This window comes from Spirosoma arboris (assembly GCF_009754945.1).
Taxonomy (GTDB): Bacteria; Bacteroidota; Bacteroidia; order Cytophagales; family Spirosomataceae; genus Spirosoma; species Spirosoma arboris.
The window spans coordinates 435,050-450,921 of record NZ_WPIN01000004.1 but is presented as its reverse complement, the minus strand read 5'-3'; the positions used below and the strand labels follow the sequence as shown (position 1 = coordinate 450,921).

Sequence of the window (15,872 nt, the reverse complement as noted above, 5' to 3'; positions counted from 1 at the left end):
AATTTCAGACTCGACTCAGCGAGTCTATTGATGATTTTCGAGCTATTGGCGTTAATTCTCTCTGATGATTACCGGGCCTAACAAGCCTGCCGACATAAGTTGATCCTCTTTGTTTTTAAACTGTCGATAGCGACCATCGCCCAATTTGGCCTTTTGAATAAAGCCATTCAATTGGCCCGGTGTCACCCGGATTTCCAGCTGATTCGTGCCTACTATCAGGAGCGGGGTGATGTCGAGCGTGTAGGGTGCGAAAATGCGTTTCCCAGCCGATTTGCCGTTGACAAAAACGTCGGCAATGAACGATACCCTCCCTAAATCAAGCGTATATCGGGTTGCCGAATTAGGCTTACTCCATTTAAACGAAGTTGTGTAGACACCTTCCGATGAAGAAAATTTGAGTTGCTCGTTAGAGCGCCAGTCAAATAGTGGGCTGTTCGTTATCGCAACGCTATCCGCTTTCAAACTCCATGTATCAAGTCTGATTAGTTCTTTTCCTTCATCTGTTGCGACCTTTGACGCAGGGCTACTTACGTTCTGTTCTTGAGTAGAGGCATAGAGGATGACAGACCCGTAAGGCGGCATCCGGTACGTAACAACTGGGCCCTTGTCTTGGATAGCGGTATTCAGATCCGCATTGATCCAATAGCTGGTTTTGTATTGCTTATTGAGCGACAGGGAAAGTGTTTGCCATTGGTCGCTCTTGTTCCAGATGAATTGAATACGACTGCCGTCGCTCATGTTTAGCTGGGCCAAGCGTGTAAACGAGTACCGGTTCCTGAACTTAACCGGTCGGGGCAGGCTGCTGATCCAGGTTGTTAGCTCGGCATCGCTTTTGACGTACGTACTGCGCTGAGCTTTTACCGCAGCTGCAATAGCCTGAGCGGTTTTCTGATCGTTTTCTTTCCAGTTCAAAAAGGAGGGTTGTCTCTGGGGTAATCGCCCGATAGTTAGCAGGTTCATGCCGTTTGCTGCCAGTCGACCAATCTGTTGGGCTGTTTTTACCTGCATGGTGGTGTCGTCCGCCAACACAAGGGCCTGATACGTATTGCCGCGTATGCTAATTCGCTTATCGGGGGTTAATTGAGCGGCTTGTATGGACAAATCATTAACCCACGCCCAGGTAATCCCGTTGGATTCCAGTTGATTAATCAGTGGATAGGCCGTTTGTGCCCACTTTTCTTTGGCCGCACTTTTTACTTCTTTCGTGGGTGGCAGCGGGCCTTCAACACCCGGCAACTCGCCTTTAGCCAAAATCTCTTCGGGGTTATCCGGCATTCCCTCAATGTCCATAAACGGGAAGTAAATGAGTACATCGGCATGCGGTTTTCCCGAACGTAAAGCATACTGAGTTCGCCGGATATAATCATTGATTGCTTTCTGATCTTTCCAGAAGATATTTCCCTCGCCTAGGTTCGACGAATAACTCGTCCCACTGTTTGGTCTGGAAAATGGATACCATCCTTCCGGGCCTAACTCCGTGGGTGTGTAGTGGTAAGGAACGCCGTGATAGATAATCTGATTAACCCCGGCAGCAAAGAGTTTATCCACCGCAATTTTGATTTTCTGGGGCGTGTTGGTGTAGGCCCGGTTCGCAAAAACAACCGACTCAGCGGATACGATAGGCCGATTATACAGCAGCCCACCGGAGGCCATGAGCTTTAGGCTCGCTTCCGGGCCAATCATACTTTCCGTTTCGGGAATCGACGCCTGGCCGGCCAGGGCCATCATATCTGAGTTAAATCCATACGCCTGCGTGCGGTGGAGCAACCCCTGCGGTTCCAGCCAGTTCCGCGTGGCATCCTCAAACTGTTCGCCTAGTACTTCGCTCAGGGTCAGATCGTAATCGTATTTGAGACGCCAGTCCTGGTCAGAAAACGAAAAGTCAGGATCGGCCACGGGTCGCGAAAAGACAACAAAATTGTAACCTTTCTGCATTTGGGCCGGTAACCAGGGAGCCAGGTCATACCCCCGGCGCTTTTTGAAAAAATCGAGAAAGTTTAGCGAGTAATGGCGATCAACGGAGAACTCATAACTGTCGTCAAAAACGGCCCGCATTGGGTTGCCGAAATACGGTTGCAACCCAGTGCGTGGACCAAACAGATGCCGATAATTCTTGAGCACTTTGCTGGAATCGAAATGATCCATCACCGGGCCTTGTTTGGGCGTTGCCGTAAATGCGTTTTGGCCTTGCTGTTTACTCCAGAAGGCGATGATTGTCCAATCGCCCGCTGGGGATTTCCACTGCAACGAGTCGTTTTTAACGAAGCTGGTAAGAACAATTGTTGAGGCAGAGTCTAACCGAGTTGTTTTCGTATTGTCACCAGTTGGTTTAGCTCCCTTTTTTACGGCCAGTACAGCCTCCAATCTGGGCGGAACTGCTGTGCTTTTTTTGACGGTAGGCAGTGCGATGGCAATGGGGCCACTGACTACGTCCACCTCTGCATGATCTAAGGTCAAAAAACCATCTTCGGCCGACAGGTAGGGCCCACCAGCTGGCCAACCGCTACCGTCGCTCATATCCACCGTAATGCCTCGTTTTCGGGCCTCCTGCATGACCGCAATCACATTGTCATAATAATCTGGTGTGTCCCAGGTAATCTCTTTCGCCCTGACTTCTTTCGGACCCGGCGCAAATCGGTTGATCGGCTGTATTTCCACGCCCCCGAAGCCGTTGTCGGCAAACAGATTAATCTCCCGTCTTAATTCCGTCTTGTCCACACTATTGCCCGGCCACCACCAGCGGGTAAAGGGTGCAAAATCAAGGGCTGGATTCTGAAACGTCCGCAGATTAAAGTCATATTTCGGAAACCATTTTTCGGTTGGGCTTTTCACCAGACGAGGAGCTTTCTGCCCAAATGCAGAAAGCATCATTACTGAAAAAGCAATGGCTAAAATCGATTTCCGGTTGTGGGACACAGGTATCATCTTTTTAATCTCAATTTTTTAAATACTTGTGCAATTGTTTTGCGGCATTTTACCCCACCCCCGGCCCTTCCCCTTGAAATAAGGGGAGGGGGGCAAAAGTCCCCTTTCTAGCCCCTCCCTTGGTTTTCAGGGGAGGGGTTGGGGTGGGGTAAAATGCTCAAAATCCATGATCGCCTACTTAATACCCCTCATTCTGGATGATTTTTCCATTGGATAGATCAATCTCCGTTTGCGGGATTGGTAGCTTTTCGAATTTACTATCCAGCACCGCGATACTTTTGGCGGCTGCCAGGCGTTGGGCAAGTCGGCCCGTGCGAATCAGGTATTCCCGGCGGTGTCCTTCCAGAGCGAGTTCAACCCGTTGTTCGTGCCAGATGGCCGTGCGCAAAGCCGTTTGATCAGTTGTCGTTACGTCCGGCAACAAGGTGCCGGTATAGGTCAAATCGTACGAAGTCGAGATCCGTTGAGGATCGGTGGCGGGCGTGGTGCGGGCCCGTTGGCGGACTTTGTTCAACCACGTAAGAGCGTCTGACGCTTTCCCGTTTTCGTTCAGGGCTTCGGCGTATAACAGTAACACTTCGGCATACCGAATAATATGGTTGCTTTTGGCTTCATCGAACAGGGTCGGGGATGTTTTCTCGGCCGGTACCACAAAGTATTTCCGGTTGGTACGTCCGCTGACCGAAGCCGTTGAATTATTTTGGGTATAGGTTGTTGCCCCATTTGGGTAAACGTCGCCTTTAAACGAGATCGAGTAAATTGCTCTCGGATCTCCTTTCTCGAACTCCTTTACCAATTCATCGGTCGGTTCATCATAGCCCGTTCCCCCAATCGCTGCGTCGTTGGGCATGAGAAAATAATAGATAAATGAACCTTCGCCGGGAATATTGCCGGTATTAGTCTTGTGTTTGATGTCGAAAATCGATTCGGGACTGTTGTTGTCGCCAGAGGCTTTTCTAAAAATCGCTCCGTAATCAGCGACAAGCGAATAGCTGCCCTCATCGATTACTTTTTTCAGCGTGGCTTCGGCCTGCGTATATTTCTTCTGGAACATATATGCTTTTCCCAATAAGGCCAGAGCCGCTCCTGATGTGGCCCGGCCGTCGTTAGCAGCGCCCCAACCACTTTTGGTAGGTAAAGCGGAGGCATCCGTTAAATCCTTCTCGATCTGAGTCCATACATCTGCTTTGGACGACCGGGATAATGTGACTTTTGCTGGGTCAAGGTAGGTTAACGGCATGGGTACATCGCCAAAGTTGGTAACCAGCCCGTAGTATCCGTAAGCCCGCAGGAATTTAGCCTGGTTCGCTATTTTTTTGATGTCAGCTGCATCGCCCGAAACCACCGATTGCTTATCCAGGATCAAATTACAAGCGGCAATCATGGCGTACAGATTTGACCAATACAGACTGACCATGCTATTGGTAGTTTTCGCCTGTCCCAAGGAAATTTCATAGATTCCCGGCTGGTTCGTGGAAGGGCCTCCTCCTTTATTGGCATCATCGGACCCCACATCGCCGATGGCCCATATGGCCGCTTCAGCAGGCGGAAAACCCGACGTATTCATATAGCTGTAAGCTGCCGTCAGGGTCTTGCTTAAATCATCGGCCGATTTAAAGTAACTGTCATCTGTCTGGACTCCATAGGGAGATTTGTCCAGCAGATTTTCTTTACAGGCGCTCGTCGAAAGCAGAACGATTGCCATGACCATCTGAGCTAAAAATTTCGTTTTCATATAGATGATGCGTTGTTGTCGTTGATTAATTCGGCCATTAGAACGTTACGTTTACCCCCAGGCTAAATCGTTTCATCTTTGGATAGGGTGAAAAATCCCAACCCGCCTGCAAGGGATTGGCCGCCAGCCCAGCTTCCGGATCATTGCCGGTGTATTTGGTAATGGTGAGCAGATCGGTCCCACCTACCCAGATTCGGCTACTACTGATCCCCGCTTTTTTCACCCAGGAACCCGTTAGTTTATAGCCAATCTGAAGATTCTTCAGGCGTAGATACGACCCGTCTTCCACGTACCAATCGGAAACTCTAAAGTTGTCGTTGCGATCTACGCTGGACATGATCGGTTGGGTGTTGGACGTACCCTCACCCCGCCAGGCTGCCTCGTAGGCCTTCAAACTGGCACCGCCGGTTCCGTTTAAGATGTTATTGTACTTTTTGTTGGCGTTGAACAGCTTATTGCCATACGCCCCCTGGAAGAGAATCGCGAGATCGAAATGCTGATAGCTTAGATTCAGGTTAAACCCATAGGTGAGTTTAGGCAGCGGATTGCCAATGAAGGTTCGGTCGCTGGCATTGATGACGCCATCGCCGTTGAGGTCTTTAAACCGGAAATCACCTGGCAGTGCGTTGGGTTGAATCAATTTGCTATCCTTCGTATACGCATTGACTTCACCCGTGTTTTGGAAAATTCCGTCGGTAACATAACCGTAAAATTCCCCGACCGTTCTGCCGACTTCCGTTCGGTTGACGCTTAGATTCGTGTATGGATCAGTTACAGCAATAGGGTTATCACCCGTACCTAAACTAACCACCTTATTGACAAACCGGGACGCGTTCGCCGACAGACTGTAGGTAAGTTTTCCGGCGCTTCCTGCGTACCCCACCACCAGTTCAACCCCTTTGTTCTGGATGTTCCCGGCATTGGTATACGGAACTTTGGGAAAGCCAGCATACGAGGGCAAGGCAACCTGCAATAGCATATCCCTAGTGTTTTTCACAAAGTAGTCCGCGGAAATAGTGAGTCGGTTATTAGCTAGGCCCAGATCCAATCCGATATTGGTTTGCTGAGAGGTTTCCCAGTGGATGGATGGCGTGCCTAACGAGGTCAGATAATTACCATTAGCGATGGCATCGCCAAAAATATAGCGGTAGTTATTGGTGTTCTCGACCAAAGACAGGTAGGGATTGTTGGTACCGCCCGGCATATTCTGGTTGCCAATCTGTCCCCAACCCGCCCTCAGTTTGATATCGGAAACAAAATCAAGTCTTAAGTTTTGAAAGAAATGTTCATCACTGAGATGCCAACCCGTTGAAATGGATGGAAAGGTACCCCATTGGTAGTCAGGGGCAAACTTTGACGAACCATCCCGCCGTACCGTCGCCGTTAGCAGGTACTTGTCAGCGAACACATAATTGACACGGGCGAAATAGGATTGGAGCGCATATTGCGTTTTATTACCCGTCAGCGAAATGGCCCCGGTTGCGGCATTGAGTACCTGAAGGGCAGGATCATTGTTCGCCGTGCCCTGCCGGGTAGCTCTTACGAACTGACCTTTATAAAGTTCCTCCGTATAACCCAACAGACCAGAGATAGCATGCTTGCCGATTTTCGTGTTATAGTTCAGCGTGTTTTCCCAAAGCTGACCGAAAAAAGTACTATCATTCTGAGTTACCGAACTGGTCGCGTTCTGCTCCTGAGCGGATATATAATAGCGCGGGTTGAACGATGGGTTATCGATGTTGTTGTAATCGTAGCCAAAACTGGTTCGCAGTTTCAGGCCTTTTAGTAATTCCAGTTCGCCATACACATTCCCAACGATCTTAAACAGGTTATTTTTATCGTTGATGCGGGCTATCGTGGCCGCCGGATTGGCTGCTCCGGTAACCGACGCGGCATATTTATTATATTGGTAATCAGGATCATTAACATTCGGATTCGGATTGAGAATGGGCGAGAGCGGGTCACCCTGTAAAATCTGAGCAACGGTACTATTGGAGCGACCTTCCGCAAATCCTGCTCCTCCTAAAATAGAGGAAGCCGTGATGTTTACATTTTCTCCCACGACTAGTCGCTTACCCAAGTTATAATCGGTGTTAAGCCGGAAATTATACCGTTTATAGGAGCTGTTGTCAATTATTCCTTTTTGATCAAAGTAGGCGGCACTGGCGGCATATCGCATGGTCGCTGATCCGCCCCGGATAGCGAGATCATAGTTTTGAATAGAGGCCGTTTTTAACAGCTCATCGGCCCAATTCGTATAATACCCTTTATCATACTGCGTCTTTACGATTTTTAACGAGTTGAAAAACGCATTGGTGGTGGTGAAGGGATCAATCGTAGGATCGGCATTGGGTGTCGAGCGTAAATACCCATTCAGGTAAGCCGTTTTCTGATAATCAAGGAATTGATCCCGGTTCAGCGTTTTCATCAAATTGCTCACTCGGCTAATCGAGGTAGTCGCATTAAACACAATCGTAGGCTTGCCACTTGCCCCTTTATGGGTAGTGATCAACACAACTCCATTAGCTCCCCTCGACCCGTAGATTGCTGTAGCCGAGGCATCTTTCAATACTTCCAGCCGGGCAATGTCGGATGGGCTTAAAAAATTGATGCTATTGACAAACATACCATCCACGACGTACAAAGGGTCGTTGTTATTCACTGTTCCGATACCCCGGATACGGATGGTGCCTTCGCTACCGGGCGAGCCGGAGTTAGTCGACACCATAACACCGGCAGCCCTGCCCTGCAAGGCATCCGTTGTATTGATGGGCGTCGCTTTTGCCAGATCTTTGGCGCTCACCGAGGAAATGGCACCGGTCAGATCCGATTTGCGTTGGGTGCCATAGCCAACCACAACCACTTCATCGAGCGTTTTTTGATCGGGCTGAAGCTGAATGCTAAGGCTGGAACGGCCATTGACAGCAACTTCTGTAGTTTGATAGCCGATAAAGGAAAAGATAAGAACGGCTCCCTCAGCAACATCCAGACTAAATTTACCATTGGCATCCGTGGTGGTTCCCTGTGTTGTTCCCTTCAGAACAACACTTACCCCTGGCAAGGGCTCCTCTTTTTCACCGGTTACTTTGCCGGTAATGGCCTGAATCAGCGCGTGTTTACCCATAGAGTGCGCTGAATGCCCGCCATTCTTTGCCTCGCTTACACCGGGTAAGCCAAGCAGCAGCAGAAATGGAACCACCGCAATTTTCAGACGTTGTCCCGTTGAAGTACGAGTTTTGTTCATACTTTTGACTGTTTTGTTTGATTTTGAGAAATTTCAGGCATGACAATCCCGGCCAACCAGATTCTGGTTGTTCTGCGAAATGGGATTTACAGAGCCAATGATTCTAGTCCAATCATTGGCTTTTTCGTTTCGAATTGGGGTATTTAGCGTTCCTTCAAAGGCTGCCAATGGTTTACTGACAGCCGTTCTGTTACATCTTACTTAAGGTCTTTTTCATCATTTTTCCAATGAAACGGCTGGCCCGTTTTGGGCTTAGCCGGTACAGGATGTCCAGCAACGTAGCATCCTTACCGACCGTTACCCGGTACTTGTTTTTCTCCATCGCCCGGATGATGATGTCGGCAGCTTTTGAGGCCGACAGCGCCATTTTCGACGATGCAGCATTGGGGTCCACTTTTGGACCGGGCAGACCCGAATTGGCCGTTATGTTGGTAGCGATTGCTCCCGGATGCACGACCGTTACGCGGACTGCCGTATCAGCCAGTTCGGCGTGTAGTCCTTCGGTAAAGATCTTTACAGCAGCTTTGGCAGCTCCATATAAAGTCTGCCCCGGAAACGGAATAAACCCACCCATGCTCGACACATTCACGATATGGGCCTCCGGGCGTTGTAAGAAATGGGGCAGAAACGCTTTCGTCAGGTAAACGGTACCATAAAAATTGACCTGCATAACCCGGTTAATCTGGTCAAACGTTAGCTCGTTTACCGGTTTAAAGGGCTGAATGATACCGGCATTATTGATCAGTCCATCGACTGCGCCAAAATGAGTAATGACCTCGGTTGGGAAGTTTTCAACACGTGCCTGGTCCGTAATATCCAGGACATACCCCTTGAATCGCTCATCGCCTACCCCGGCCAGTTGTTGAGTTTCCGACAAAGCGTTTTGGTTGATATCTACGCCCGCAACGTTCGCACCTTTTCGGAGCAATTGAAGGGTGAGTTCCCGACCAATGCCACTTCCGGCACCCGTTACGACGATGGTTTTATTTGCTGGCTGCATCCCAATTTCCATAAGTACGACAGACGCTAACCGCGCTATCTGTAGGGTGTTTTACTATTTGACTCGTTTGGCGGTAGTGTCAAAGTTCATCATCGAGCCTTTGAGGTTATCGTTGTCCACCTTTGTCAGGTCGATGGTGAGATCATAGCCCTGCGCGTTAAAGCCTAGTGCCAGTTTGTCGCCACCTTCGACAACACTGGTCAGAGGAATTTTTTCGGCGCTTGGATCGGCCGTATTGGTTAGTTGGCCGGTTAGTTTACCGTCTTTTCGAATCAGGTCTGCCACCATTTTCGAATCGCCATTGGGTGTCCCAGCTATGACAATTTCCCATTTCCCGGCATAAAAGTCGGTTGACGAAGTCGCTGTCGTCGGTGTAGTGGCTGTCGATGCTGTCGTTTGAGAAAAGCCGTGGAAGACAATTCCGAGGAGAAATACAGAGAGGAAAAAGCTTAGTTTACGCATTGGTTTGGTTGTTTAAATTGAACAGTTGATTACTTATTTAAGGACAAATTCGGTACCCATGATCAGCATCAGCGAACCGGGTTCGGCATTTTTATTGACGAAAACCACATACACATCATGCCACTTACCGTCGTAATTGTCGGGTAATTTGATGGGGGTTTTCAGTTGATTAAAGGCAAACTTTTCGCTTGGCTCCAGGAAAGGTGATGTACCCAGCAGGGTTCCGATTGGACTGTCTAATCGGAGTTCAACGGTACCGCCTTTAGACTTTAACTGCGCTTTAGGTGCTACAGCGTTGACAATCAAGGCATCCAGATTAGACACATCCACTTGTTTCAGCACCATATACGCTCCACTTTTACCCGGAATGGCCATGTTATTACCACTCGCTACTTTGCGTACATCGGCATACACATCATAGCCATGCGGGTCTATTTTGGCGTTCCGAAGCATCAGCGTTTGTTCAGCCCGTAACGACGGCAGGCCATTGGCCCCTTTATCGGCATAAGCCGCTCTAACCATATAAACGCCCTTGCCTTTATCGCCATCAGGCACCTTAGCCGTGTACGTTCCGTTGGCGGGCAAGGTCTGCGCTTTTGCTTTTTCGTTGGCCAGGGTCAAAATGTAGGCAACCATCTCCGACGCATCAGTAGCCGAGAGTTGTGGGTGAGCCGACATCGGTGTTTCACCCCAAACACCACTGCCCCCAGCAATAACCTTCTTCATCAGTCGATCCAGCGCCGTACCGTCGCCTTTGTATTTTTGGGCCACATCGTGGTAAGCGGGCCCAATCGACTTTTTGTCTACGCTGTGGCAAGCTTTACAGTCGCCAGCTTCAATGAGTTTCTGGCCCTTCGATAACTGCGCACCAGCATCGGCGGAGCGGTGACCCTGGGTAATGGCTACCTTATCATAGCCTTCGGCCAGATAGTCGATGTTAACCGCCACGCGTTCCGGATTAATACCTTTCCCCAACGTACCATCTTCTTTATCGGTCACGTTGACATCGTACCGAAAGGGCTTGTTAGGCGCGTAAAACGATTTGTTGCTCGCTGGCATGTCCAGGCTAACTACGGGTGGTTCGTTGCCCGCCGTAATGTCCATGGACTGTGAGGCAATGCCCCCTTTACCATCCGAAACGGTCAGAGTAGCTTTGTAGTCGCCCACTTTCGAGAGCGTCAGATTAGCGTCGGGCGTGTTCAATACCTTTGTGAAACCGTTCTTCGATGAAATCTTCCAACTGTAGATTAGTGCATCACCATCGGCATCGGTGGTGCCTTTCGCACTAAGTTTCAGGGTCAGTGGCACCGAACCACCCAGTTTATTAGCGACCATCTGGAGCTGTGGTTTTCGGTTTCCTTTGTTGTATTCAATCCGAATCAGGCGGGCATCATCGTTTTCCGAAAACCAGCCTGCGCCATATTCGAGCATATACAGGTCGCCATCAGCGGCAAACTCCATGTCCATTGGATTGGAAAAGGTGTAGCTGGGCATAAACCGCTCCATCGACTGGTAATTACCTTCCTGATCCATAGCAACCGACATAATCCAGCCCCGCATCCAATCGTAAATCAGGAGTTTGCCATCATAATAGGCCGGAAAAGGGCGAATTGCCTGCTTAAAATCGTCGGCATAAAAGACCGGCCCCGCCATTGCATTTCGCCCGGCGCTGCCCACCAGCGGAAATTCTTTCGATACGTCGTAAGGGTACCAGATGAATGCTTTCTGGGCTGGTGGCAGCACATTCAGGCCCGTGTTATTGGGAGACGTGTTTGTCGGTGCGTTAACATCCCACAGTGCTCCGGATTTGTTGGTTGCGAAATCGTACTTGCGGTACGCCTTGTTATCGCCCACAAAATAGGGCCAGCCGAAGTTACCGGCCTTACGGGCCTGCCCCACTTCATCCTGACCGGCGGGACCTCTTGTCGAGTCAGATTTAGCCGCATCGGGACCTACCTCTCCCCAATATACGTAACCCGTTTTCTGGTCAATCGAAATGCGAAATGGGTTGCGGTGGCCCATCGTATAAATCTCAGGACGGGTTTGGGTGCGGTTCGACGGGTCGATGCCTTTTGGAAAGAGATTTCCTTCGGGTATTGTATACGTTCCGTCCGCTGTGGGGTGAATTCGGAGAATTTTGCCACGAAGATCATTCGTGTTCGATGCTGACTTCTGAGCATCCCAGGCATTGCGACCTTCGCGCTCATCGCTGGGACTAAATCCGTTGGACGCATGGGGATTGGTATTATCACCCGTCGATAGATAAAGATTACCCTGACGGTCCCAGGCAATGGAACCTCCTGTGTGGGAGTTTTCTTCGCGGGTAGTCGGTATGTTGAGCAGCACCTTTTGAGATGTTATCACCAGTTCATCGCCCTTGAGGTCAAAGCGAGCCAGTACGTTTTTGGATTCTTTAGGGTCGGAGTAATAGAGGTAAATCCAGTGGTTCTGAGCGAAGTTGGGGTCTTTACTCAATCCCAGCAATCCATCTTCACCAATCGCTTCCCGACCATCTTTCGTAAAATTCTTCGTATTCACGGGAAGTTTGGCGATCGTCTTCAGTTGATTCGTTTTGGTGTTATAAAGCCGTACTTCGCCTTTGCGCTGAATGAATAAGATACGACTATCTCCAAGCACGCTTAGTTCCATGGGTTCATCTAACTTCTGGGCCAGAACGACTTTGGTAAATCGGTTCTCTTCGGGCCTTGCTTTCTCATAATCCAGCGATTTTGGCGCATCGCCACCAGTCGTGTAGTTGATACCTGCCCACAGATGATTGAGGAACAGCGGGTCGAGGTAGACTTCGTCGGTATGACCCATAGCCGTATAAAACGCCCGGCCACCGTCATACTCCTGATACCAGCTCATCGGGTGGAAATCGGGATTCTTGCCGCCCACGTAGCTCTTCTCGTCAATTTTCAGGACGACATTGATTTTGGGCGAAATATCTCGGAAGCTATAAAACTCATCGGTTCGCTCAAACTCATCGGGCATGCCTTTCGTCGCCCAGTGATTTTTCAGGGTTACGATAAACTTGCCCTTTTGCACATTATTGGGCGTAGGGTGATCCAAAAAATAAGCGCCCGCCAGTTTGCCGTACCAGGGCCAGCCGTATTCAGTATCGGTAGCCGCATGAACACCCACATAGCCACCACCAGCCTGAATGTAACGCTCGAAGGCCGTTTGCTGCTCTAGATTCAGAACGTCGCCGGTCGTGTTGAGAAAAATGACTGTGTTATATTTTTTCAGGTTATCCTCCCGGAACTGCGCGGCATCTTCAGTAAAGCTCACGCCAAAGCCCTTCTCCGTTGTCAGCTTAGCCAGCGCCTTTTTTCCGGCGTCAATCGACTCATGTCTGAATTCAACTGTCTTGCTAAAGACTAATACGTTGATTTTTGGTGATTGAGCCAGAACTATCTGTAGAGGTAGCCACAGATACGCCAGTAAGACACTGAAAACAAAAGATTTAAATCGCATCTTCTTCAGGATTTTCAAATTCTGAATCAAAGGTAAAAGAAATATTTTTTATTGTGTCAATACATACACAATAATTTTTTTACAATTACATACCTTTGTAATACAATCAATGTATAATTTAATACACATTAATTCTGACACTTATGAATTGGTGAAATTGGCTACTAGTTTATGCTTCCCCTGATACGTTATCTGGGTTAACGGATGCCCGTTCGGTTGCTATACCGGAAGTAGTATTTGTTTTTCTATGGTTGCGCTGGACGCAGAAAATAGCCAAATGAAGGCCTTGAGAGATGATGAATGCTAAGTAACTATAAATTTGTACCGGCAGAGCTACCGGCTTCACCGATGTAAACCTTCCAATTGATGCTCCGTTTAGTATGACCACTATCCAACCGCTACCGACTCTCAGTGAGCAAAATTATATTCAGCAACTTACGATTGATTGTGTCATTTTCGGTTATCGAGATAGGCAACTAAGCGTACTGGTTCCTAAGCTTCGCTACAAAGGTGATTTCTGGGCCTTACCCAGTTGGTTTGTGTTTCAGGATGAAGATATTGACGAGGCTGCTCAACGAATAATTCGGAGCAGAACCGGAATTGAAGAAAACTATCTGGAGCAGTTTCAGGTGACGGGCAAGGCGAACCGCAACGGCAAAGCCTTTCTGGACCAGTTAATTGAGCTTAATTCCGAATTAATTGGGCCTAATGCGACAATAAGTGAAGGAGAGGGCCTCCGTGAGTATGAATGGTTTACCCGGCGATTCGTTTCCATCGGGTATTATGCCCTGGTGGATATGGACCGGGCCATTCCCCGGAAAAGTGAGCTTGATCAGTCTATTGAGTGGTATGATATCAAGCAATTGCCACCCATGATTATGGATCATAACGCGATTGTGACCAAAGCGCTTAAAATGCTTCGGCTCACGCTCGATCAGGAGTTGAACGTATTAAACCTACTTCCCGAAACCTTCACCATGAAAGAGGTGCAGGAACTCTACGAAACCATCTTAAATAAACCCTTCGAACGAGGCAACTTTCAAAAGAAAATATTGAGTCTTAATGGATTAGAACGATTGGAGAAGAAGTATACGGGTGCCGCTAATAAAGCACCGTACCTATATCGGCTGCCAAAACCCACTTTTTGTGAAGTGAGTTAAGCCGTTCTTTACGTTTTGAGCGTGTAAAGTTGGCCGTGAATAAGTTAGGGCTAATATCCAATAATAAGCCCGCTGAAAATGCGACTGACTGAGTAGAGACACTGACTCGGCCTTCGTAACAACAACGCAAACTATATCAGAAGCTAAATGTATTTGGTTCGATCAGCGACAATATCCAAAATTACGTTAATCCCCAAGCGAACTAGCGGACGTATCGGCAAGCTGATGGCAGCAGATGACGATGTCCTGTTTACCAATACAGCATTCTCTTCCAGTCAACCAGTCGTCTCATTGGAGGATCAATTAGTGGGACAGATACGATCATCCATACATTAACCGAGAGTCTCACAACGTCGATGAAGGAGAATAATTTATTCCATATGATGCTGCGGCCAGATGTTTTCAGGTAACTGCCAATCATAATCGGTTGGGGGAAAAATGTACGTGATGAAGGCTTGCGAAGGGTATAGATTCGGGCGAATTTGAGCATGTCGAGAACGTAAATCCAACGGGCTTGCTTCGCTCCTTTTGTTACGAGGTTGCGCTCAAAGTATTCATTCAAATCACCCTGTAGATCTTCCAATAACTCGGGGCGGTAATACCAACTGGCAGACGCTGCGCCCATTTGGGTGGTTCGACAGGCTTTCCAATAGTATCATCGAAGTTTGGGTTCTGGCTGTCTGGCATTTTCATAGACTGGTTTTGAGAGCAAAGGCTGAAATTAAGTGCCAAAGTCCATCGCGCACTTCCTTACTTTTCAGTAAAGCGGCCTTCCCCGCACTGGTCACCGAGTAATAGCGCTTATGCTTCCCTCCTCGTGTACTGGTCGATTCGCCCAGGCTACTATTGACCAGTCCTTTCTCTTCCAGCCGATTGAGCACTGCATGAACGACCCCAAATTTGGCTGCTCGTCCGGTATGTTTTTCTAGTTCGTCGCAGAAAACTGAATACATTTTCAAGTTGACTTGTACAACCACTGCCAACCAACTTCAGATTCTCTTTAGGTTTCCTCTGTTTCTTTATGCTACTATTCCTGCCCGACTCCTATAAAGTGTTGTAACCACCCCACCCTGACAGCCCCCGGTACGTAGTGACAAAATAACAGACCATACGAATAACCGAATGACAAAACGCAACGGGCAATTCGATTCTCCATTTTCTTCCTGGGTGATTAGTTGCTGGTTTTTTCTGCTTCCAGTAATCGCATCCTTTGGGCAACCGCTAAACACTGTTTTCCAGCGGGCATCCTGGGACAGTATTCCTGCTCAGCCAACCACTTTCCGATGGATTGCGCCAACCGTACTGATTCCCGTTGGATTAGCCCTATCCCCCGACTACCCAAACAGTAATTTCGACCGCTTTTATATCCGAAGTGAGATTCAGGATAAAATCCATTTTCGCACCCATGCCGACGACTTCCTACAATATGGTCCAGTCGCTGCCTGGGTCGGTTTAAGTCTGGCAGGCGTGAAAGGTCGGTCGCAACCTCTCGATCGGGCGCTTATCGGGGTGCTTGCTTATGGGATCAGTACGGGCGTGGTGTTGGTACTGAAACACACGACGAATGAGCTTCGGCCTGATGGGTCCAACTACCTCTCCTTTCCATCGGGACATACTACCAATGCCTTTACCGGAGCGAGTTTACTGGATCGGGAATTTAGCGGAGTTAGCCCCTGGATTCCGATTGGCGGGTACGCGATGGCCACCTCGACGGGCATCTTACGAATGACCAACGATAAACACTGGATATCGGACGTACTGGTTGGCGCGGGTATTGGACTACTCTCGACCGAAGTCGCCTATCGGGTCTATCCGTGGCTGAAACGCACATTAGGTCGACATAAACCGGCCATGAATTAACTTATTTTC

The 15,872-nt window shown here is 48.8% G+C and carries 11 protein-coding genes; 2 read left to right on the top strand and 9 right to left on the bottom strand.

Translation table 11 applies throughout. From position 1 onward, the window contains the following. Positions 1 to 51: 51 nt before the first annotated feature. The 7 genes from GO755_RS12965 to GO755_RS12940 all read right to left on the bottom strand — a co-directional run bounded on the left by GO755_RS12965 (position 52) and on the right by GO755_RS12940 (position 12,843). On the bottom strand, positions 52 to 2,925 hold the full coding sequence (locus GO755_RS12965) for a glycosyl hydrolase (protein ID WP_157585355.1): 2,874 nt from the start codon (positions 2,923 to 2,925) through the stop codon (positions 52 to 54). A gap of 178 nt (positions 2,926 to 3,103) precedes the next feature. Further along, on the bottom strand, positions 3,104 to 4,660 hold the full coding sequence (locus GO755_RS12960; protein ID WP_157585353.1) for a RagB/SusD family nutrient uptake outer membrane protein: 1,557 nt from the start codon (positions 4,658 to 4,660) through the stop codon (positions 3,104 to 3,106). 37 nt (positions 4,661 to 4,697) lie between these two features. Next, positions 4,698 to 7,904 (bottom strand): SusC/RagA family TonB-linked outer membrane protein, encoded by a 3,207-nt coding sequence (locus GO755_RS12955; protein WP_157585351.1) that lies wholly within the window; start codon positions 7,902 to 7,904, stop codon positions 4,698 to 4,700. Between the two features lie 33 nt (positions 7,905 to 7,937). Continuing rightward, positions 7,938 to 8,072: a hypothetical protein gene (locus GO755_RS41825; RefSeq protein ID WP_262887000.1), complete on the bottom strand. Its 135-nt coding sequence runs from the start codon at positions 8,070 to 8,072 to the stop codon at positions 7,938 to 7,940. A 22-nt stretch (positions 8,073 to 8,094) separates the two neighbouring features. Further along, positions 8,095 to 8,916 (bottom strand): SDR family NAD(P)-dependent oxidoreductase, encoded by an 822-nt coding sequence (locus GO755_RS12950; RefSeq protein WP_198174825.1) that lies wholly within the window; start codon positions 8,914 to 8,916, stop codon positions 8,095 to 8,097. 42 nt (positions 8,917 to 8,958) lie between these two features. Continuing rightward, on the bottom strand, positions 8,959 to 9,366 hold the full coding sequence (locus tag GO755_RS12945) for a hypothetical protein (RefSeq protein WP_157585349.1): 408 nt from the start codon (positions 9,364 to 9,366) through the stop codon (positions 8,959 to 8,961). Between the two features lie 33 nt (positions 9,367 to 9,399). Continuing rightward, the gene (locus GO755_RS12940; RefSeq protein ID WP_157585347.1) at positions 9,400 to 12,843 is read right to left on the bottom strand and encodes a ThuA domain-containing protein; all 3,444 of its coding nucleotides are present in this window, start codon (positions 12,841 to 12,843) and stop codon (positions 9,400 to 9,402) included. Positions 12,844 to 13,223: 380 nt separating this feature from the next. Between GO755_RS12940 and GO755_RS12935 the strand changes: the two genes are divergently transcribed. Next, positions 13,224 to 14,003 carry an NUDIX hydrolase gene (locus GO755_RS12935; RefSeq protein ID WP_157585345.1) on the top strand — a complete coding sequence of 260 codons (780 nt, stop codon included), beginning with the start codon at positions 13,224 to 13,226 and terminating at the stop codon, positions 14,001 to 14,003. A gap of 250 nt (positions 14,004 to 14,253) precedes the next feature. Here the strand turns inward: GO755_RS12935 and GO755_RS12930 are convergent, their stop codons facing one another. Next, positions 14,254 to 14,628, bottom strand: coding sequence for a permease prefix domain 2-containing transporter (locus GO755_RS12930; RefSeq protein WP_157585343.1), 375 nt, complete (start codon positions 14,626 to 14,628; stop codon positions 14,254 to 14,256). A 64-nt stretch (positions 14,629 to 14,692) separates the two neighbouring features. Continuing rightward, positions 14,693 to 14,956: a PadR family transcriptional regulator gene (locus GO755_RS12925; RefSeq protein WP_157585341.1), complete on the bottom strand. Its 264-nt coding sequence runs from the start codon at positions 14,954 to 14,956 to the stop codon at positions 14,693 to 14,695. Positions 14,957 to 15,125: 169 nt separating this feature from the next. Between GO755_RS12925 and GO755_RS12920 the strand changes: the two genes are divergently transcribed. Next, entirely contained in the window at positions 15,126 to 15,863 is a 738-nt protein-coding gene (locus tag GO755_RS12920; RefSeq protein WP_157585340.1) for a phosphatase PAP2 family protein, read from the top strand. The last annotated feature ends 9 nt before the right edge of the window (positions 15,864 to 15,872 follow it).

What these genes read in the sequence shown, in the direction of transcription:
- GO755_RS12965 (WP_157585355.1), bottom strand. Translation starts at nt 2,925, where the DNA reads ATGATACCTGTGTCCCACAACCGGAAATCGATTTTAGCCATTGCTTTT.
- GO755_RS12960 (WP_157585353.1), bottom strand. Translation starts at nt 4,660, where the DNA reads ATGAAAACGAAATTTTTAGCTCAGATGGTCATGGCAATCGTTCTGCTT.
- GO755_RS12955 (WP_157585351.1), bottom strand. Translation starts at nt 7,904, where the DNA reads ATGAACAAAACTCGTACTTCAACGGGACAACGTCTGAAAATTGCGGTG.
- GO755_RS12950 (WP_198174825.1), bottom strand. Translation starts at nt 8,916, where the DNA reads ATGGAAATTGGGATGCAGCCAGCAAATAAAACCATCGTCGTAACGGGT.
- GO755_RS12945 (WP_157585349.1), bottom strand. Translation starts at nt 9,366, where the DNA reads ATGCGTAAACTAAGCTTTTTCCTCTCTGTATTTCTCCTCGGAATTGTC.
- GO755_RS12940 (WP_157585347.1), bottom strand. Translation starts at nt 12,843, where the DNA reads ATGCGATTTAAATCTTTTGTTTTCAGTGTCTTACTGGCGTATCTGTGG.
- GO755_RS12935 (WP_157585345.1), top strand. Translation starts at nt 13,224, where the DNA reads ATGACCACTATCCAACCGCTACCGACTCTCAGTGAGCAAAATTATATT.
- GO755_RS12930 (WP_157585343.1), bottom strand. Translation starts at nt 14,628, where the DNA reads ATGGGCGCAGCGTCTGCCAGTTGGTATTACCGCCCCGAGTTATTGGAA.
- GO755_RS12925 (WP_157585341.1), bottom strand. Translation starts at nt 14,956, where the DNA reads ATGTATTCAGTTTTCTGCGACGAACTAGAAAAACATACCGGACGAGCA.
- GO755_RS12920 (WP_157585340.1), top strand. Translation starts at nt 15,126, where the DNA reads ATGACAAAACGCAACGGGCAATTCGATTCTCCATTTTCTTCCTGGGTG.